The organism is Limnobacter alexandrii, from assembly GCF_005871185.1.
Taxonomy (GTDB): Bacteria; Pseudomonadota; Gammaproteobacteria; order Burkholderiales; family Burkholderiaceae_B; genus Limnobacter; species Limnobacter alexandrii.
Map to the genome: position 1 here is coordinate 147552 of NZ_SWKN01000010.1, position 20227 is coordinate 167778.

22 protein-coding genes are annotated in these 20227 nt (G+C 50.8%); all 22 read left to right on the plus strand.

The window, feature by feature from the left end; genetic code table 11:
* Positions 1-11 precede the first annotated feature (11 nt).
* The 22 genes from FCS97_RS13810 (at position 12) to FCS97_RS13910 (ending at position 19585) form a co-directional block, all read left to right on the plus strand.
* Positions 12-236: a hypothetical protein gene (locus tag FCS97_RS13810; RefSeq protein WP_212746493.1), complete on the plus strand. Its 225-nt coding sequence runs from the start codon at positions 12-14 to the stop codon at positions 234-236.
* Entirely contained in the window at positions 233-403 is a 171-nt protein-coding gene (locus tag FCS97_RS16560; RefSeq protein ID WP_171035321.1) for a hypothetical protein, read from the plus strand. Before FCS97_RS13810 ends, FCS97_RS16560 begins: the two co-directional genes overlap by 4 nt.
* Entirely contained in the window at positions 403-1626 is a 1224-nt protein-coding gene (locus tag FCS97_RS13815) for a phage portal protein (protein ID WP_138519014.1), read from the plus strand. Before FCS97_RS16560 ends, FCS97_RS13815 begins: the two co-directional genes overlap by 1 nt.
* Positions 1598-2359, plus strand: a complete 762-nt coding sequence (locus tag FCS97_RS13820) for an HK97 family phage prohead protease (protein ID WP_246066377.1) — start codon at positions 1598-1600, stop codon at positions 2357-2359. Before FCS97_RS13815 ends, FCS97_RS13820 begins: the two co-directional genes overlap by 29 nt.
* 10 nt (positions 2360-2369) lie before the next feature.
* Positions 2370-3770 carry a phage major capsid protein gene (locus FCS97_RS13825; protein WP_138519015.1) on the plus strand — a complete coding sequence of 467 codons (1401 nt, stop codon included), beginning with the start codon at positions 2370-2372 and terminating at the stop codon, positions 3768-3770.
* Positions 3771-3823: 53 nt separating this feature from the next.
* Entirely contained in the window at positions 3824-4036 is a 213-nt protein-coding gene (locus FCS97_RS13830; RefSeq protein WP_138519016.1) for a hypothetical protein, read from the plus strand.
* 4 nt (positions 4037-4040) lie between these two features.
* Positions 4041-4655, plus strand: coding sequence for a head-tail connector protein (locus FCS97_RS13835; RefSeq protein WP_138519017.1), 615 nt, complete (start codon positions 4041-4043; stop codon positions 4653-4655).
* Complete coding sequence (locus FCS97_RS13840; RefSeq protein ID WP_138519018.1) at positions 4655-5002, plus strand: phage head closure protein; 348 nt, start codon at positions 4655-4657, stop codon at positions 5000-5002. The genes FCS97_RS13835 and FCS97_RS13840 overlap by 1 nt, the downstream gene beginning before the upstream one ends.
* Entirely contained in the window at positions 4992-5504 is a 513-nt protein-coding gene (locus FCS97_RS13845; protein WP_138519019.1) for an HK97 gp10 family phage protein, read from the plus strand. The genes FCS97_RS13840 and FCS97_RS13845 overlap by 11 nt, the downstream gene beginning before the upstream one ends.
* Positions 5501-5902, plus strand: a complete 402-nt coding sequence (locus FCS97_RS13850; protein WP_138519020.1) for a hypothetical protein — start codon at positions 5501-5503, stop codon at positions 5900-5902. The genes FCS97_RS13845 and FCS97_RS13850 overlap by 4 nt, the downstream gene beginning before the upstream one ends.
* A gap of 88 nt (positions 5903-5990) precedes the next feature.
* Positions 5991-6467, plus strand: a complete 477-nt coding sequence (locus tag FCS97_RS13855; RefSeq protein ID WP_138519021.1) for a hypothetical protein — start codon at positions 5991-5993, stop codon at positions 6465-6467.
* A gap of 153 nt (positions 6468-6620) precedes the next feature.
* Positions 6621-7034 carry a hypothetical protein gene (locus FCS97_RS13860; protein WP_138519022.1) on the plus strand — a complete coding sequence of 138 codons (414 nt, stop codon included), beginning with the start codon at positions 6621-6623 and terminating at the stop codon, positions 7032-7034.
* 421 nt (positions 7035-7455) lie between these two features.
* Positions 7456-12267 carry a tape measure protein gene (locus FCS97_RS13865; RefSeq protein WP_138519023.1) on the plus strand — a complete coding sequence of 1604 codons (4812 nt, stop codon included), beginning with the start codon at positions 7456-7458 and terminating at the stop codon, positions 12265-12267.
* The gene (locus FCS97_RS13870; protein ID WP_138519024.1) at positions 12264-13775 is read left to right on the plus strand and encodes a hypothetical protein; all 1512 of its coding nucleotides are present in this window, start codon (positions 12264-12266) and stop codon (positions 13773-13775) included. Before FCS97_RS13865 ends, FCS97_RS13870 begins: the two co-directional genes overlap by 4 nt.
* A gap of 1 nt (position 13776) precedes the next feature.
* Positions 13777-14634: a hypothetical protein gene (locus FCS97_RS13875; RefSeq protein WP_138519025.1), complete on the plus strand. Its 858-nt coding sequence runs from the start codon at positions 13777-13779 to the stop codon at positions 14632-14634.
* Positions 14634-16517 carry a hypothetical protein gene (locus FCS97_RS13880; RefSeq protein ID WP_138519026.1) on the plus strand — a complete coding sequence of 628 codons (1884 nt, stop codon included), beginning with the start codon at positions 14634-14636 and terminating at the stop codon, positions 16515-16517. Before FCS97_RS13875 ends, FCS97_RS13880 begins: the two co-directional genes overlap by 1 nt.
* Before the next feature lie 61 nt (positions 16518-16578).
* Complete coding sequence (locus FCS97_RS13885; protein WP_138519027.1) at positions 16579-16881, plus strand: hypothetical protein; 303 nt, start codon at positions 16579-16581, stop codon at positions 16879-16881.
* A 36-nt stretch (positions 16882-16917) separates the two neighbouring features.
* Complete coding sequence (locus FCS97_RS13890) at positions 16918-17121, plus strand: hypothetical protein (protein WP_138519028.1); 204 nt, start codon at positions 16918-16920, stop codon at positions 17119-17121.
* On the plus strand, positions 17118-17630 hold the full coding sequence (locus FCS97_RS13895; RefSeq protein ID WP_138519029.1) for a lysozyme: 513 nt from the start codon (positions 17118-17120) through the stop codon (positions 17628-17630). The genes FCS97_RS13890 and FCS97_RS13895 overlap by 4 nt, the downstream gene beginning before the upstream one ends.
* Positions 17627-18097: a hypothetical protein gene (locus FCS97_RS13900; RefSeq protein ID WP_138519030.1), complete on the plus strand. Its 471-nt coding sequence runs from the start codon at positions 17627-17629 to the stop codon at positions 18095-18097. Before FCS97_RS13895 ends, FCS97_RS13900 begins: the two co-directional genes overlap by 4 nt.
* 65 nt (positions 18098-18162) lie before the next feature.
* Complete coding sequence (locus FCS97_RS13905; protein WP_138519031.1) at positions 18163-19248, plus strand: hypothetical protein; 1086 nt, start codon at positions 18163-18165, stop codon at positions 19246-19248.
* 121 nt (positions 19249-19369) lie between these two features.
* Positions 19370-19585, plus strand: coding sequence for a hypothetical protein (locus tag FCS97_RS13910; protein ID WP_138519032.1), 216 nt, complete (start codon positions 19370-19372; stop codon positions 19583-19585).
* Positions 19586-20227: the final 642 nt, after the last annotated feature.

Genomic DNA, 20227 nt, shown 5'->3' on the forward strand with positions numbered 1-20227 from the left:
GGCTTATTGACATGACATCACAAAAATTCAGCATGAAAGAAGAGGTTGTAAGCGCATCGCTTAAAGTTGCCCCGCCATTGACTGTGTCTGGCCTAACCGCAGGGGGCGTGACCATGCAGGACTGGGTCTACATAGGAACGCTGATTTATTTGGCATTTCAAATTTTCGTGATTATTCGCGACAAGATTATTCGTGAATGGTCCGCTTCCAAAAACAAAAAGGAACGCGACAAATGAACGTTGTTGTTCGGGTGTTTAAGGCTTATGTGTCCGATGCGTTTTTGTTGGGCGGCGCTTCTCTGCTCAGTTACGGGGTTTATCTGTTCGATGACCGGCTGGGCCTGATGTGTATGGGTGCCTTTTGTTTGGTCGCTGGTGTATTGATTGCGAAAGGTGAGCGTTAATGGGACTTCTTTCAAAGGCTTTTGAGAGCAAAGCCCGCGAGCTTACCTACGATCAGATTGCTGATTTGATTGATGGCACAGGCGAGCGCATGGTGGCTGGTGTTGCGGTGAATGACAAAACCGCATTGCAAGTTTCAACTGTGTTGGCCTGCGTGAAAATCATTGCCGATGGTTGCGCTACTCCAAAGCTTCATGTGTTCAGAGAAAAGTCTGACATGACGCGGGAAAAGGCCACCAATATTCCTGAGTATCGTTTGCTCTCGCGCCGCCCCAATGAATGGCAAACCAGTTTTGAATGGCGCAGACAAATGACCATTCATGCAGCCTTAACGGGTACCGGCCTTTCAATTAAGGTGCGCGGCGACAATCGTCGAGTTCGAGAATTGATTCCGGTACAACCAGGACGCTGGGATGTTACCAAGGTTGGCCGCTATGAATTGCGGTACCGCTGCTGGGATGAGTTTGGGCTAATTGGTGAATTTGAGCCCGATGATGTGTTTTTGTTAAATGGTGTTCAGTGGGATTGGTGCTCCAGCCTGAACGCTGTTCATCTTGCGCGGCACGCAATCGGCCTGGCCATTGCAACTGAGAAAAGCCAGTCAGCCATGCATAAAAATGGCTTACGTACCAGCGGTGTTTACTCAGTAGATGGCACTTTAACTGCTGAGCAACATCAGCGGCTTACAGAGTGGATTGACAAGAAATCTGGGCCATCAAAAGTTGGTACCCCGTTAATTCTCGACAAGGGAGCAAAGTGGTTGTCCACCGCGATATCCGGTGTTGATGCTCAGCACGTTGAGACGCGCAGATTGCAGGTTGAGGAAATTTGCCGATCCTACGGCGTGTTTCCAATCATGGTGGGGCACTCGGACAAATCTGCCACATTTGCCAGTTCTGAAGCTTTTTTCTCTGCGCACCTTATTCACTGCCTTGCCCCATGGCATGCAGCTTGGGCCCAGCGTTTTGACGAAATGCTTTTAGATGGTGCCGGCCCTTTATTTACCGAGTTCGATACACGTTACATGCGCGCCGGTTCTATTAAAGACCGCGCTTTGTACGCTCGAACGATGATTGAAATGGGCTTGCTTAATGCCAATGAATACCGCGATGAAGAGGGCAGAGACCCGCGCCCTGGTGGTGATGAGTACCTAAAGCCAATGAATATGTCCAGCAGCCAGACTCAAGGAAGCAATGATGAAAACGAAGACGAAAAACCCAGCTGAACGCCAGGCTACAAAGAACCCAAACAAGCCGGTTTGGCCAGCAAGCCCGATGAGTGCGCCTGAGAAAAAGGACACGGGTGGTGGGCGGGAGGTTCGTTCCTTCGCGCTTGAAATCAAAGTGGCTGGTGATGATGGCACGGTGGAAGGATACGGTTCGGTTTTCAACTTTCGTGACAGCTATGACGATGTGATTGCACCCGGAGCGTTTCTTCAATCGCTCAAAGAGCATCGCGACGCTGGAACCATGCCCGCAATGCTTTGGCAGCACAGTTCGGATTATCCAATCGGAATTTGGACTGAAATGGTCGAAGACGCCAAAGGGCTGCGCATTAAAGGCCAGTTGGCTTTGGATACCGTCAAGGGCAAGGAGGCCTATTCCTTGTTGAAGATGGGTGCCATTAACGGCTTGTCCATTGGCTTTATGACCAAGCAGGCCACTTACGACCGTGACACCGACGTTCGGGTGTTGACTGAAATTGATTTGTGGGAAGTGTCTCTGGTGACATTCCCCGCCAATGGTAAGTCGAGAGTGACAAATGTGAAGTCGTCAGATGATCTGGCGACTCCAAAGGGTGCTGAGCGAATCCTGCGTGATGCCGGGTTTAGCAAACAAGATGCGACAGCTTTTGTGTCGCGCGTGATGCGTATGGGTGAATCGCGGAGAGAGTCTGCTGAATCAATTCCAACGGTAATGAAGTCAGCTGACCGGCTGATCAATCTTCTCAAAAACTAAGGAAACTATGATGAAAAATTCGATTATGGCCGTCATGGCCTTGCACATGGCTGCGTTCGCTGCAAAAGCTCAACTTGTGGCTGGTGCGTACGAAAAGCGTGATGAACCCTCAATTAAGTCTGTTGGCGAAGCATTGGACAAAATTGCCAATGCCTTTGAGGAATACAAGAAAACAAACGATGCTCGCCTTGAAGCCGTGAAGGCTGGTAAAGGTACCGAAGATCTGGATGCGAAGTTGGCCAAAATTGATGCCGTAATTGACGGCTTGAATGAGGCCAAAGGCCGACTGGAAAAAGTTGAGCTTAAACTGGCACGTCCTGGTGCCATGGACGGCAAGAAACAAGACGGTGAAAGCCGCGAAGCTGCTGAATATCGCAATGCATTCATGAGCTGGATGCGTAACCCCTCTGACCCCGAGCGCCGCATGGCTTTGCAGCAGCGTTCCAAGGAATTGAAGAAGGTTCAGGATGCTGCCTTTGGTGGCGATGATGGCTGGGAAACACGTGCTGCACAAACCGTAACTGGCACAGGTTCTGCCGGTGGTTTTGCATTGCCTGAAGTAATTGAGCGGCAAATTGCGCGTTTGTCTGTTGATATCAGCCCAATTCGTCAGATTGCAACTGTGCGCACAGTGGGTAGCCCGGACTACAAAGAATTGTTTGATGTGAACGGATCTGGGTTTGAGTGGGTGGGTGAGACCGATACCCGAAATCAAACCAATACACCTGACCTGGCTGAAGTTGCCCCTACCTTTGGTATGGCCAGCGCAAAGCCTCAAGCTTCTGAAGAATCGCTTGATGATTTGTTCTTCGATGTTGAAAACTGGTTGATCATGTCCGCTGTTGAAGCCATCACCCAAGGTGAGGGTGCAGCCTTTGTTGCTGGGGATGGTACTAAAAAGCCCACAGGCTTCTTGGCTGGCCCTGCGCCAGTGGCAACAGCTGACGCTGCGCGTGCTTTTGGCACTTTGCAGTATGTTGCTTCTGCTCAAGCTGCAGCAATGCCAACCGATCCCGATTTGTTCTATGACCTGGTTTACAGCCTGCGTGCCCGCTACCGCAATAATGCGCGTTGGGTAACCAACAAGCTGGTGTTGGCAACCTTGCGCAAGTACAAAACAGTTGATGGGCATTACCTGTGGCAACCCGCTGTAGCTGCTGGCCAGCCTCCTACTTTCATGGGCTACCCAATTACCGAAGCTGAAGACATGCCAGCCGTGGCTGCCAATTCTTTCCCCTTGGCGTTTGGTGACTTCCGTGAGGGTTACTTGATCGCCGACCGTGTTGGCATGCGCATTACACGCGACGAGATCACTGCGCCTGGTTTTGTGAAATTCTATGTGCGCAAGCGCGTAGGTGGAAAACTGCGTAACACCCAGGCAATCAAGCTGTTAAAAATTGCAGCAGCTTAATTTGATGTTTAACAAAGGCCCCTTAAGTGGGGCCTTTTTTATTGGAGTAAATCATGAAGCTTGTTGCACTGAAAGGTTTTTCTTGGGCGCATGCTGGTGTGCGAATTGAAGAGTTTTCAAAAGACCAGGTAATCGAAACCGAAGACGAAGACTTGATTAAAGTGGCCACGCAGGAAAAATGGGCTAAGCAGGCGGGTAAGAGCGAATCGAAAGGCAAGGAAGAAAAGCCTGAAACTCCACCAGTAAACCCAGACCCTGAGTTATAAAAACATGGCCAAGCATGTTTTGAAGCTTGAGCCAACAGAGGGTCAAGAACCTTTGACCCTGAGCTTGGCACGCTTGCATTTAAAACTGGATGCAGAGCTTGAGGGCGAACAAGCGTTGCACCCAGACGATGCCTTGGTGAGTGTGTTGATATCGGCGGCGCGTGAGCATGCCGAAAACTTTACCGGGTTGAGCTTGGTTAACCGTGATCACAGCTTTTCTCTGGATGAGTTTCCCTGCTCCTATATTGACCTTCAGGTGTGGCCAGTTACGGCAATAACTGAAGTGAGCTATGTGGATGAAAACGGTGACATTCAGCTTCTAAGCAGTGGGCAGTATCGCTTGGACAACGTGAGCAGGCCTGCACGGTTGTATCCAGCCGTGGGCAGTTGGCCAAAAACCAAAAGCCAAGAAAATGCGGTCACTGTGCTATTTGATGCCGGGTTTGATGATGTCATTCCAATTCCTAAAACGCTGAAGCAAGCGATGCTTTTGATCATTGGGCACTTGTATGAAAACCGACAGGATGTGATTCACACAGCAAGATCGGGCGGTCAATTGGAGTTACCAATGGGCTCGGTTTTCTTGATGACGCCCCACAGAATCAACATGAGATTGTGATGATAGAAATTGGGCGCCTTGATAGGCGAATAAGTATCGAATCGCTGAGTGAAGCTGAAGACATTTACGGGCAGGACACTGGTGATTGGTCGTTGTTTTGCAGGGTGTGGGCAAATGTAAAGCCAGTTAATGTTCGCGAGCAGGTTCAGGCTATGGCAATGACAGGCAATGTGACGCACACGATTGCGATTCGTTACCGCGCCAGCTTGAGCGACCCCAAGGTGGTGGCAGCAATGAGGGTTAAATACGGAAGCCGAATATTCAACATTGTTGGTTGCCGTGATCACGAAGAGGCTCACAGATTTCTGATTCTGGCGTGTGTTGAGGGTTCCGTTGATGGCAAGTGAGGTAAAAATCGCTGGCTTGGCCGAGCTGAATAAAATGCTTCAGCAACTGCCCGCCAACATAGAGCGCAATATTTTGCGCGGTGGGTTGCGTGCTGGCCAAAAGGTTTTTCAGCAACTGGCCTTGGCCAATATTTCACCGGTGATGGACGATCTACGTCGAAGCTTGAAAATTAAAACGAGTGGCAAAAATGGCGTTGCAAGCGCGGTACTTACCGCAGGTGACCGGTTTGCTTATTACGCCCACTGGGTTGAATACGGCACAGCAAGCTATTACCAGGGTTCAGGTAGTACTGTGGGCGCACCTTACAAAATTCGAGCACGCCGCAAAAAGGCATTAAAGATGGGTGAGCGAAGCTTTACGGCAATAATTCACCCTGGGGTAAAACCTGCCCCATACATGCGGCCAGCTGCCGATAGCGGCATGGAACAAGCATTGTTTGCTGTTCGTGATTACCTGAAGTTGCGCATAGAAAAAGAAGCCATGAAGGTGAAAAAAATATGACCCCTCAACGCCTCATTGCCACTTGGTTACAAGATTCCAGCATTACTGACATCGTCGGTTCACGTAAGGCATTGGGCAGATTAAAGCAGGGTTCGACTTACCCAGCGCTGGTTTATCAAATTATCACTGGTAAACCACAGCCCAATGTGGATTACAAAAATGGGCCGCAGTTGGCGAGGTTCCGGGTGCAGTTCAATCCCATGGCGTTGAAAATTACAGACGTTGAATTGATTGCTGCTGCCATAAGGCAGTTGATGGACTTTAAGCACCAAGTGATGGTTGGGCAAAACAAGGTGGTAAGTTCGCGACTGGATAACGTTGGCCCGATAGAACCGGACCTCGATGATGCATCTATTTACACCCAGCCCATTGATTACATAGTTTGGTATTACGAGTAGGTTTTTTCTTCAAGCATTCAGCCACCTTCGGGTGGCTTTTTTTATGCCCGCGCCCTGCGGGTTTTTTATTTTCTGAGAGGAAGCAATCATGGGTAAACAGACCACCGCAGGGGCTACTCTGCAAATTTCGCTGGTAGCGCCAGCAACATTTGATGCCGCTGGCTACGGCACATTGTTCGATGGCCCTCCTGCCAAACCAGTGGTGGGTGAAATCACTGATTTTGGTGAATTTGGCCGAGAGTACAACGAGGTTACTCATAACCCAGTGGCCACACGTGGAACTCAAAAGTTCAAAGGTTCATTCAACGAAGGGCAAATGAGTTTGCAAATGGCCCTGGATAACGAAGACCTTGGCCAGATTGACATGAAAACCGCTTTGAACTTGGATGACGATGCGTACTTTCAAGTGACTTTGCAAAACGGCGATGCGTATTGTTTTGCAGCCAAGGTGATGTCATTCAAGACGGTTCTTTCCAATGTGGATTCCATGACTAATGCAAGTTGCATGTTGTCCCTAACCACCACCGCTGGTGGTGTAGGCATCGTAGAAATTCCTGCAGCCTGATTTTAACTTTCGCCAGTAATGGCAACCCGGCACCGACCCTGCGCTTGACCCCACTTTCGCGGTGGGGCAGCGCGGGGCACGGGCATTTTAACCGCGAAGGAAAAAGTGATGAGTAAAGAAAAATTGGATGTACCAAGCAACACTGAACTACAGGTGGATGATTTTGAGCAGTTCTACCTAGAAGAAACTGCCATGATCGATATTCACTTGCCGGATGGTAAAAAGACCCCCATGGTTTTTAAAGGCAAACCGGTTCGAATTGAATTGTTTGGACCAGCCACAGAGCAGCATGCACGCGCATCTGCAAAGCTAAATCGTTTTGCCAGTGAAACCTACTTGAAGTCAATGCAGGTTCAGGACAAACCTGATCCTGATCTGCAAGCCGAGGCAGAAGAGGCAGCCAACCTTCAATTTTTGGTTGATGTGACAAAGGAAATTCATAACTTCCCCTTCCCTGGTGGGCCAAAGGGCGTGTACAGCACTCGCAGATTGCTTTACATGGCTAACCAGGCACGAACTGGTTTACAGAAGCTTGAAAATTTTTTCAAGGGCGGGAAGACGCAATAAGGTTGTATGCCAGGCAAGTTGCCTGGTTTCACTCCTGCCCAGAGCACCTAAAGGGTAAGACCCGGGGTCAAAACATTATTGACCTGGGTGGGAAGCCACTGATGCCACCAATTGGCCAAGAAAAATACCTGATATGTATTTGGGACGAACTTGGCCAATCTGGTCGCTCTATGGATGGGCCAACAGCGTTTTCCCCTACAGAAGTAAAAGCGTGGTCTGAAATGTCAGCAACACCATTGAACCCATGGGAGTTCAAGGTTTTGCTTCGAGCGTCGAGAGACTACTGCAACCAGCTAGTGGCTGGGCGTGAAAAAGACTGTCCCGCACCGTATGGAAGTCCAACCCTGATTTTTGATCGAGGCTGGCTCAGCCGCAAATTGCGAGTTGAGTTTAAGGCTTTGATAAAGGCGAGTAAGCGTAAATGACCACTGTTGCTGAGTTGCAAATCAAAATGGCCGCCGATGTAGTTCGGTTGCAAAGGGATGTAAACCAGTTACGTTCGACTGTTGACCGTGGTATGGCGCAGATTGAGCGCCGTGTTCAGCGCGCAATGAATGTGGTAAGTGGAATTGCCTCTGGCTTTGTGTCGGTTCAAACGATACGAGCTGTGGGACAAATGACCGATGAGTACACAAAATTCACTGCTCAGTTGGAATTGGCGACTGACACCCAAAGCGCATACCGTCAGGCTTATCAGCGATCAATTGAAATTGCTGAGCGTAGTCAAGGTTCGCTATCAGCAGTTGGAACTTTGTATTCACGTTTAAACAATTCGTTGCGGGACAACAAAGAGCTGCAAGCGGAAACCGGCGATGTTGCTGAAGTCGTTTCGCTGGCCTTGAAGGTGCAGGGAGCTAACGCAGCGGAGTCAGCATCAGCCATGTTGCAGCTTGCCCAGGCATTTGGCTCAGGCCGACTGGCTGGTGAGGAATTTCGTGCCATTAGCGAATCGGCTCCCAACTTGTTGCGTGCATTGGCAGAATCGCTTGGCGTACCCACTGGCGCGTTAAAGGAAATGGCTGCCGAGGGTAAATTGACCACCGAAGTGCTTACCCAGGCATTTGGCGATGATCGTTTGCTTGCTCAGCTGCGCGATCAAGCTCAGGGCTTTGTGACTATTTCTGGTTCTACTCAGGTATTTAAAGATGCATTAATGCAAACGGTGGGTGAGTTGGACAACACCTATGGTGCATCGAGTGCTGTAGCAGGCGGCATTACCAGCGTTGCGGAATCAATCAAGCAAATTGGAACAATCATGCCAGTGCTGGAGCCATTCTTTGCTGGCGGGGCTGTGGTTGGTGGTTTCCTTGCGTTGAATTCAATAATGAATGTGGTTGCAACAACTGCAACAACCAGACTCCTTCCCGCGCTTTTAACTTTTGGGCCAATTGTTGCGACTATTGTGGCTGCTGCAGCTGCGATTGGTTACATCGATAGTGCCAGTAAAAAAGCACAGCAGCCCATGGAACGATTGAATCGACTTTTGCAAACGCAAGCTGAGTTGCAAGCAAAGATTGCTGAGAACGGTGCTGATTTTGTTGGTTTTACTGGAGGTAAGAATCTCGGAGACCAGCTGGCAGCAGTCCAGGCCAATATCGCGGGTACGCGGCGAGAAATTGAGGCTGTTGCTGATTCATCAGCTTGGGAAGATATAGCTCAAGAACTTAAAGTTCTTGAAGAAAGTTGGAAAAATTCAGATAAACCTGCTGGTAAGGTAATAAAGCTTACGAAGGAGCAGATAAATGCCTTAGACGAATTGGCAAAGAAGCAAAAAGCAATGAATGACGCGTTGATGGAGGCCGAAACGCTGTCACGACAAAACATTGCACAGCAGTTTGAAAACGCTGAATCCATTCGTGAGCAAGTACGTCAGGTGCGTGAACAGACATTCGCCTACGGTGCCAACGAAAAAGAGCTTCGCCGCCTTGAGCTGGCTAAGCTTGATGATCAAATTGCAACCGTGCAGCAGGCCTCAGCAAGGGCAATGCTCGATGGCGGTAATGCGCAACTGCTCGCGGCTTATCAAGAAGAAATCAATGCGCTGCGCGACCTGAAAGCCGCCAAAGAAGGCTACTACGACAAGAAGGCTGTGGTCGACCAAGCGGCCACTGTTCAGGAATCGTTCAACAAGATTTTCGCGGACATATCCACCGGCCTGACCGATGCGCTGATTCGCGGTTTCGACAACGGCAAGGGCTTGGTTGAAAGCTTCTTTGATTACCTGAAAAACTACGCCAAATCACTGTTGGTCAAAATCCCGGTGCAGTACATCACCAGCGGCATTGGTGGGTTTTTGGGTGTGGCTGGTGCCGGTACGGCCAACGCAGCTGAAATGGGCGGGTTTGGTGGCCTTGGTGGGGCGGGTAACAGTTTCCTTTCGGACCCGGTAGGCGCAATCAAATCGGCATATTCCGCGCTGACCGAGGGCGCAAGCCTGTTGACTGCAAACTCAGCCGCAGAGTTCACCAGCTTGATCAGCGACTTTGGGTTTGATCTGGCTGCTCAGGGCGGTTTCCTTCGCGATTTCGGCACCTCGGTTTTCAACAACGCAGAGACGCTCGGCCAGTTGAGCCAAGCGGCTGGTGTGGCCTTCACCGCCTTGTCGGCCTTCGATGCTTTGAAGGATGGCCGCTACGTGACCGCAATTGGTACCGGCGTGGGTTACGCGCTGGGTGGCACTATTGGCGCAACTTTGGGCAACATTGTTGGTGGCTTTGTTGACAAGGTTTTTGGCTTCGGTGGTGGTGGCGGTCGCAACGCATTCGGTACCTTCGACACCCGCACTGGCATGAACGTGGGCACTGAGGCCCGCTTCCGTGGCGAAGCGGATTATGACGGCACCATTGCCACCTTCGGCCAAGCCTTTGAAGCCCAGTACCGCCAAATTGTTGAAACTCTTGGTGGCTTACCGAACGATATTGCCAGCTACATTCGTGTGAAAACCGATGTGGGCGGCGACAGCCCAAGCGATGCGTACTTCAGCACTTACATCGATGGCCAGTTGGTCGCAGCGCTGGGCCGTGGTGGCATTGGCCGCAGCAGCGAAGAACTGCAGGCTGCGCTTGAGGATTACGCCAAGCGTAACCTGGTAGCAGCCTTGGCCAACAGCAATTTGGATGTTGAATTCCGCAGCTTGTTTGCCTCAGTAAATGTGGCCACTGCCAGCATTAAAGAATTGGAGGCGGTGCTTGAAACCGCCAACAAATTGATCGAGGCACAGGCTCGTTTCACAGCGTTATTCGGTACCGACACAGAAAAGCTGGCGGCTGCGCAAAGGAACTTGAACACCCAGTTTCTGCAGCTTGGCCAACAAATGCCCAGCAACATCGACCAGTTCAAGGCGTTGATTCTGGCGCAAGACCGCACCACCGATTCTGGCCGCAACACTTACCTTGGCCTGTTGGACTTGGCTGAGCAGTTTGCCCAGTTGGTGAATGCGCAAGACCAGCTGCAAGCGGCATTCGACAACACAAGAACCAAGACTGAGCAGTACCTTGCAATTCTGGGCGGGCAGACACAAACCACGCTGCAGCAGGTGGCCAACCAAATGGTGGCGCTGAACAATCAGTTGGCATCGACCACCGACCCCAGCCAGCGGATTGCCCTGGAAAGCCAATTGTCGGATTTGATCTTCCAGCGCTACCAGGCTGAAGTTGAAATGCTGGGGGCTGTGCTGGCCAAGACCCAAGAATTGTTCGCCGGCATTGAGTCTGAGCGCTTGGCTGTGAGCAATGCTCGCGCCACCATCAGCGGTACCGGCCCGGGTGTAATGACTGCGGCGCAAATTCGGGCTGAGATTGCGCAGGCGTCGGCTTTGGGGGCTTTGCCCACATTGGATTACACCTTGGCAGATTCGTTGGCCGGGCAAGCAGACAACTTCGCCGCCCAGGCGCAGGCCAAACAGGCCATGCGCAATGCCGAGCTAAGTGCCATCGCCCAGAAGCAGGCCGACTTGTTGTTGAAGTCGACCAATGCGCGTGCTGCGTTTGACATGAAAAATCAGGAAGTTCGTAGTTATCAAGGCGGGTACTTGCTGAACCTTCCACAAGGCGGTGCCAAGTTCAATAACCGGCTTGAAGAGCTTGAAAATGGCCTTGTGAAGTTTGTTCGTGATTACAACGTTCGCTACACAAGCGATGTAGTGAACATTGTCGATAGGGTATTGATCGGTGGTGCAAATGGTTCCAATGCTTTGGGCGCTGCTGCTGCCAAGACAATCAACGATTACCGCAAGGCGTTGGAAGCAAACCCTACAACAGCGCAAGGTGATATCGACCGGCTTGTGAAGTTGGCTGCAGACACTGAGGCGAAAGCCGAAATGGAGCGGGTGAAAGCTCAGGAAGCGTTTGCTGACCAAATTTCAGAATTTGTGGTTGATGCTGGCAAGGCGGTAACCCGACTTTCACGCCTGCGTGAAGAAACGGTGAAGTACTACGAAGCGCAAGAGCGTTTGGCCCAGTTAATGGGCAGCAGTGCCAGTGGGCTGCGAGGTGCAGTTGACCAGGTTCGATTTGGCGACATGAACGCTGTTCAGCAGTTGCAAAGCCTGCAGGCTGATTTTGCGCAGGCGTTTGCCTCAGCACAGGGCGCAAGTGGTGAAAGCCTTGCTGGTTATGGAAACACCATTACCAGCTTGATCGATCCAATCTTGCAGAAGGCTGCCGAGGTGTACGCCAGCGGCCCGCAGTTCCAGGCGATCAAGGAAGCAATTCTGAGCCAGGCGCTCACTGTTGCCGATCGATTGGAAAGCCTGCAGCCCAAAAATTACCAGATGGAATCGCTGGGCCTGCTTGACACCATCGACACCACACTGGAATTGATTGAGGCCAACACCAAAAGTGCGGAAGCGCTGATTGTTGCTGCAATCAATGAAAGCAAAATGGCCACCAGTACTCGCCTTGAAGCAGTGCTTGCGGCCATCCAAGGCAATCCCATTCCGGGCTTTGCCAACGGCGGCATGTTTGGTGGTGGTATTCGCATGGTGGGCGAGCGGGGCCCTGAAATTGAATTGACGGGTGCCAGCCGCATTATTCCCAACAATCGCCTGAATGACATGTTCCGTCCATTCGATACGCGCGGTATTGAGGAGCGCCTCGATATGATTGCTCGCGACACTGCCGCCCAGGTGCGTGTGCTGACTGCCGGCATGATGCAGCAAAGCAAGCAGATCGACATGCTGATTGATGAAAACCGCATGCTGCGCAAAAAGCTGAGTCTTGAGGCCGTGAAGTGAGGGTCTACCTGGTTGAAATAACGGCCAAGGTGGATGCGCTGGGTACCACGGAGGTGTTGAGGTATTCCGACAAGGGATACACCACAAAGCCATCGGAAACGCCTGCGAATGCGCACTATGAAGCACGGTTAAAGCAACCCGCCTTGGTGCGCCGCGATATGTTCAGGCCCGGTACCACCTATGGCGAAAGCCAGGTGGGAATTGGTGAGTTGGTATTGGCCAATCAAGACGGTGAACTGGATGAACTGGCCGATTATGGGTTTGATGGGCAGCAGCTGCGCTTGCTGGTGGGGGAAGACACCGACCCTTACAGCGCTTTTGTTGAGGCTTTGGTGGGCACCATGGATTCGGTTGAGGTGACCCAGCGAGACCTGACCATTCGTGTACGCGACAGGCAAGCAGAGTTGCGTGAGCCGATTCAAACAGTTCGCTACGCGGGCACAGGTGGGCTTGAAGGCAATGGGCTGGACATTAAAGGGCGCGTGAAGCCCTTGGTGTACGGCAAGGTGTTCAACGTGATCCCGGTAACTGTAAACCCAACCCTGTTTATTTATCAGGTGGCCAGCAACACGATTGCCAGTATTCCCGATGTGTACGACCAAGGCGTGGCATTGGCGCAAGGCGCGGACTACCCCGACGAAGCCACCATGCTGAGCACGCCACCCAGTGCCGGGCAGTATCGCCGCTTTGGTGGCTACTTCCGTTTGGGGTCAAGGCCTGTGGGGGTGCTTACTTGCGATGCCGTGGAAATTGCTACGGCTGCGGATAACACTGCAGGGCAAATATTAAGGCGCATGGCCCTGCAACTGAATATTGATGTTGGCGATATTGATGATGTGTCGATTGATGCGCTGGACTTTGTAAATTCAGCTGAGTGTGAGCTGTTCATTGATGCAGATAGACCTGGCACTGAATGCATGGATGAGATTGCAGCTTCGGTAGGTGGTTATTACGGTTTTGACCGTTTTGGCAAATTCAGGGTAGGGCGACTGGAGGCACCTGGCACGCCCATTGCCACGCTGGATGAAGTGAACATTCTTGAAATCGAAAAGGTGACTAGCCGTGATACCGAGCAGGGCATTCCTGTGTACCGCGTGAATCTGGATTATCAGCGCAACTACACCCTGCAAGACCAAAGCACGCTGGCGGCCAGTGTTGCAGAAAGCAGGTTGGCTGAGCTGCAGCTTGAATACCGCAAGGTGGTTGCCGAAGACCTGAGCGTGTTGAATAAGCACAAACTGGCGCCGGAACTGAACCGTACCACCCACCTGATTGATTCCACCGATGCAGAAGATGAGGCCGACCGATTGTTGGCTTTGTACAGCGTGCGACGCGAGGTGTTTGATGTGCGCGTTCGACTGGATGAGGGCTTAATCAATCAGCTTGATATTGGTGTGACCTTGGCTGTGGATTATTACCGGTTTGGCCTGAACCCGAAAAATTTTGTGGTGATTGGCCTGGAGCTTGACGCCCAGGTGAATCGCGCTTCTTTAACTTTGTGGGGTTGATGTGGGTAATTGCATATTGGCTTATCCAAACCGTGGCGACGAATGCACGCTGAGCGGTGGCAGTTGGTCTGCCTCATTACCATTGGCCAACCTTCAAAATCGGCGAGTTAAAAGATTTGCCCGAACCACAAATGCGGCAGATGGTTCCTTCTCGGTGATTGGTGATTTCGGCAAGCTTAGGCCAGTGAAGCTGGTGGCCTTGGTAAATCACAACTTCACCACTGGAGCCCGCTTTCGGTTTCGCATGTACAGCGATGCAGGCCTGACCAGTTTGCAATATGACTCGGGCGAGCAGGAAGTATTTCGTGTGCTGTTCAGTGAGGTGTCTGAAGACTGGGACAGCGGCAATTTTTGGGATTTGACCATAAGTGCTGAAGAGCGAGAGGGTCTAGCAGCCACATTGGTATTGGTGCTTGATCAGCAAATTACAGATCGCTACTGGAAGCTGGATGTAATGGACAGTGGCAACCCTGCAGAGTACTTGCAAGCTGGTCGTTTGTTCATTGGGCCCGCCTGGACACCCGTGATCAACATGGACACCGGTGCATCAATGGGTTACGAGCCGCGCGATTTGATTGATGAATCGATTGGTGGCGCTGAGTTTTTTGAAGAACGACCAGCCCCCCGCGTTGCGCGCTTCAGCCTGCCGTATATGGAAGACGCTGAAGGTTGGCAGGTAGCGTTTGACTTGATGCGCAAGCAACTGACCACGCGTGATGTGTTCTACATGTGGGACCAAGACGACGTAATCAATGTGCTGCGCCGGTCATTTCTCGGCCGTCTTCGCCAGCTCTCTCCCATTGAAGTGCCGTACTTCGACAAAACAGCAACAGCCTTTGAAATCAAGGAGCAAATTTAATGGCAACTGTAACCTTCCCGATTGAACTGGGCGGCAGTGGCTTGGTGGTGTCTGATGACACAGACCCAACCACGGGCCTGCGTAACGGCGGCTACCTGACCCGCTTTGTTCCAACTCTGCAGCAAACCGTTGCAGTGGCCGGGTTTGTGGTTGGGCAAGTGAGTAACGCTGCGGCAAGTGCGAGTGCCGCTGCTGGCAGTGCATCTGCAGCCTCCTCCAGCGCATCGAGCGCAGCAAGCAGTGCTGCCTCGGCAGCCACGCTGTATGACCAGTTTGATGATCGCTACCTGGGCCCGAAGGCGTCCAACCCGACCGTTGACAATGACGGGAATGCGCTGTTGGTTGGGGCGATGTACTTCAATACCGCAGCCTTAGAGACCCGGGTGTGGAATGGCACTACATGGCAAACCGCTAGCGTGAATGGCGGGACCGTTAACAGTTTGATTGTGACGGGAGCTCTGCAATATCAGGGAACCCTCACAGGTGGGACTGGGGTGATCAATATTGGGAGTGGGCAACTAGTAAAAGATACAGTAGGCCACATAGGCTTTGGGGTGAATCCGAATGCCTGGAGTGGTTTGGTTAGAGCGGTTCAGGTGGCTAATGTTGCATCCCTTTCTGGGAGAACGGGAGGCAGCGGTGTATATCTAAGTGACAACTTGTATTTTTCGGGCGACCCTGCCGGTACAGCTAGCAACGGAGTCTACATCAACTCCACTTTCGCAACCGCTTATCAGCAATTTGGAGGTGCCCATAGGTGGTTCAATGCTCCCTCCGGCACAGCAGGAAACCCGATTACGTTTACTCAAGCAATGATGGTCACGCAAGGCGGGAATTTGCTGGTCGGTACTACGACTGATGCCGGTGGTCGATTGGTAGTTAATGGGGGCGCTGCAACAGCTATAGCAAGGTTTACTGGTTCCGTTGCCGGAAGTACCAATGTTGATTTTTACAACGATCAGGGTGGTAACTCGGCTTCAAATATTGGATTGCGGTTTTTTATCGGCGCAACAAACACAGCTTCAATTATTAGTAGGAATAACGCCGGGCCGGCGCCAACATTGGAATTTATCAACAACAGCATTGAACGCGCGCGAATCAGTTCAGCGGGCTACGTTAAAGCATCGAACACCGGCAGCTATATTGGAAATAATGCTACGGATCTCAGTACAGCAGCACAGCATCTCTTTTTAAACAATGCGGCGGCACCAGTCGTTGTATCAAGTTCCACATCCACAGCAGTTGGGTCATATTGCTATGTCGCAGACTTACCAACTGCAGCAGCGGGGCAGTTGTTTCGAGGTACTAGCAACAATACCACTGTGGTTTACCAAGTCCTTGCCAACGGCAACGTACAGAACACCAACAACAGCTACGGTGCGATTTCTGACCCCAAGCTCAAAGACATCATTGGTCCCAAATCCTCAACTTGGGAAAAAACCAAGCAGTACAACTGGATTGAGTACTACCTGAAATCGGATACAGAGCACACTTTCAAAATGCTTGGCCTCAATGCGGAAGAAGCAGCAGCCATTTCCCCGGGTGTTGTAGATGAGTCTCCTGATCTTGTTGAGGTGACCAAAGTTCGCCAAGTGCCAGTGCAGATCGTTCGTCTCGATGAAAACGAAAGCCCCGTGGTCGATGAAGAGACTGGTGAAGTGATCTACGACGAGGTGATGGTCGATGAGGAGTACACAGAGTGGGAGCCAAACGGCGAATTCACCAAGTCGGTAAAGTACTCAGTTGTGTCCATGCAGTATCACCGCACCACTCAAGAATGCCAGCAGCGCATTGAAAGCCTTGAGGCAGCCAAGGTTCAGGCTGACGATTTGATTCAGCAAATTATTGCCCGTGTGGCCGCATTGGAGTCAGCTTCAGCCTGACTCAAACCTGTTTTATCCACAGCAGTACCCATTCCCTCAACCCTGAAAAGGAAACCGCGAAATGACTCAAGCTCAAAACGAAGCAATGCCAGAAAAAATCACGTACACACTCGGCGGCCTTGAGCCTCGGGAAGTACAGTTTTTGGTCGATATGATTGCCACCGTACCGCAACCTATGGTGGTGACCCAGCCAATTTACGCCAAAATCACCGGTCAGATTCAAGCTCAAGACCAAGCTCGAGAAGCTGCCAAGAACCAAAAGAAAAATGCACCAAGCGGAGCTGATCAGCCAGCTGCAACAAAGCCGCCTGCATCGCCCCAACTACCAAAACCCAACGCTGCACGCCGCAGCAAAACCAAGTAAAGGCCCTTCGGGGCCTTTTTTTATGGAGCAATCAAAATGATTGATACCTTGAAGAAGTACTGGCGCTCGCGCACGGTGAAGGCTGCTGTGTTCACCATGATTCTTGGCGTGGTGGAGTATCAAACCAAAGCGTTTGTGACCACCTTGGGTGGTGAAAACGTTGGCTTAATTGTCACTGCTTTGGGTGGCGCATTCCTGGTGCTGCGTGCCATCACCACTGAAGCGATTTCCGACAAATGAAAAAGTCGCTGACTTTCAAACAGAAGGCGGGTGGGGCGGTGTTAGCTGCCTCGGCCACGCTGGTGGGCACCGTGGCCATGTGGGAGGGCACTGAGTATGTGCCTTACCGCGACATTGTTGGAGTGCTCACCGTGTGTCAGGGTTACACAGGCCCCGGCATTGTGCCTGGCAAGGTGTACACCAAGGCCGAGTGCGATCAGCTGCTGGTGCAGGAACTGACCCAACACGGTCAGGGTGTGCTCAAGTGCACCAAAGTGCCGCTCAACCAGAACCAGTACGATGCGATGGTTTCCTTCACCTACAACGTGGGGGTGGGTGCTTACTGTGGCAGCACACTGGTTCGAAAGCTGAACCAGGGCGATTACACCGGGGCTTGCAATGAGCTTCGCCGCTGGGTCTATGCAGGCGGGAAACGGGTTCAGGGCTTGGCCAACCGTCGAGAGGCTGAGCGGTCGCTGTGCTTAAAACCCATGCCCTTACCTGAACCTGCTGAGGTGGTCACATCATGAAGCTGCCCAGCTCGTTCACGGCCGTGGTGTTCATGGCCATACCCGTTGCGCTTTTGCTGCTGGGTTTTTACGCCGGCGTGAAAGTGGAAGATGGTGCCGCTGCTAAGGAAAAGTTGGAGCTGCAGGAGCAACACACCACCCAGTTGGCCAAGGCCTTTGAAAACTACCAGGCCAAGATCGTGGCCCAACGCAAACGAGATAAAGAGGTGATTGATGTATACCTTACCGAAATGGCTAAAGTCGACAGCCGGTACCGTGAGCTTACTCGCACTGACCGCCTGCGCCTCCCCCGGTCAGTCTGTGATCCAGATCCCGTGCCCACCGGCTCCCCAGATGAACCCAGCATTGCAAAAGGAACTGCCCCAACCGTTGTACTTCCAGAACGAGTTGAAGCGGATCTTCGACAGCTCGCACGAAAAGCCGATGAAGTGACTGCGCAGTGTAGGGCAGCCATACACTTGAATTAAATTCTAGGGTGTTCGTGAACTGACTGTGTATTATTGCGCTATTCGTTCCAAGGTATTAACTTTTAATGAAAAATATTAGTAAACGACCGCACAGATCACATCCTGGGCTAATACCTGAAGAACTAATCGGGTTGAAAAAAGTTTGTCCATTTTGTAATTGTGAGACTGAAATACCTTGGCTTGAAAAATTGCAGTTTCCTAAATTTCCCATAAAATCTAATGATGGAAATTGTTACTGGGCTCCTGTCAGCTTTCCCCTAACTTGTTCATCATTAGTTTGTAATAAAGTTTTTGAGGTCAAGATCCCTGTTTTGCCAAACCACAATCGCTGGTCGTTGTATGGGGATGAGGCAGGTAGATATATCACCCAGCCTGCAATTAAATACTCTTCGAGGCCACTAAATTTTTACTGCATTACCCTTGTTGGTTTGCATGCTTCCAAACATGATCGAGTGCGCAAACAGGTTATGAATCTTAAGAGGCTGATCCGACCAAATGATGATCCGGAGTCTTGGGCACATCATTTCACCAGGATTTGGGACAGTAAACCTGAGTCCAATCAATTTAATCTTTCCTCTAAAAAAGAAAAAATAGAATACGCAAAGCGATTTGCTAAAGTGGTGAGGGAGGCTCGCCCTCATTTAGTGTCTTTTAATTTTTCAAGTTGTTTTGTAGATCCCGAGGAAAAAGGTCAGAGGCAATCGCTTTTAAAGCATCAGAAGGAAACATTATTTTCTGAGTCTATATTGGGCACTCTAGTGGAGCTTAGAAGGCAAGATAAAAGTGTTAGGTGGATCTTCGATAATATTCAAGATACTAGCCTCGGAGATAAAATTGAAGGATGGGCTTCGGAGCGATTTTTGGGTTTGCAGTACACACGTTTATTCTGTTGGCTTTCTTCGGGTTCGGCTGTCCTTGAGCCGTCTTTTGTGCGTCCAGGCTCACACTTTCTTTTAGAAGTGGCTGATTTTATAAGTTACTGCGTAGCCAGAGATTTTTTTATGGCGATCATGGAAAAACCTTCCGAGTTTCCATCTTCACTATTGGGTAAAGGTTTTTACCAGGGTACTTTCGGCGATGGGGATGTTGAGAGTACCTCGAGTCTTGGACTGCCCATCAAGAAATTTTATGGCGTTCAGCCAACGCGCTGACCGACGCCAGTACTGCTGAATGACTTGCTCAATTTATTGCTTTTTGATTTGATCTAAGCAACATTAGATAGGTGATCGACTAACCGTTGTGCTAAAAATGAGAGATTGGATGTTTTATTGGATGAAATCCAGCTATTTGATGGTTGTAGTTCTGTGTGCTGGCTTGGCTTTTATTTTTGCTGACTTGAACGTTGGATTGTGGCGTGGTTTGGATGTTCGAGCGCACTGCGAGCTTGATTATCAAAAGTTCAATGTTCAAAACTATGACTTAAAAACTTGGACGTCGATGTGTGTTGCCGCTGGTGGTGGTGAGGCGCTATTGCGTCAGGGCAGATGAAAGTAGTTTGGGCGGAGACCAACTGAGTATGGGTTTCGGTTGGCCTCCATGACCATCTGACGGGTGGTCACAAACTGAGTGCAGTTGCTGGTTCGAAAGTTCCTACCCCTCAATGCCTGGTTCGCGCATGTACCAGGGGCAGCCATGATTGACTGTGCTGTACTTGTGTAGATCGCACCACCATGAGTTCAGCAACTGTTCGCCGCCGTATTCCCTGCTGTTGAATTGAGGTCGGGCGTGGGTGCAGAACTGGCAGGTACCAGGGCGGTCCTTCCAATAGTCTTGACCATTGAAAATTTGGAAATCGTTAGCCACAAAAATACTGATCAAATGAACAGTATTGAATGCTAGTCGATCGCGGCGAAAGCTGTCAAAAACTTTCCTATTCAGAAAACACCGTCATTGATTTAAAAGGCTTTTTTCTGCTTTGCATCTGACAATGAATAGGAAAAATAAAACGCTAAGCTATTGATATATTGATAAAAAAGACTATTCCGTCATTAGCTTAATAGCCTATCGGGGGTTCGAATCCCCCTCTCTCCGCCAGAAATTCTAAAAAGCCCTGAACTTGGTTCAGGGCTTTTTTCATTTCAGGGCGGCGGAGAAGCAAAGTCCCAGTGGACTTTGCGTGGGGGATTCGAA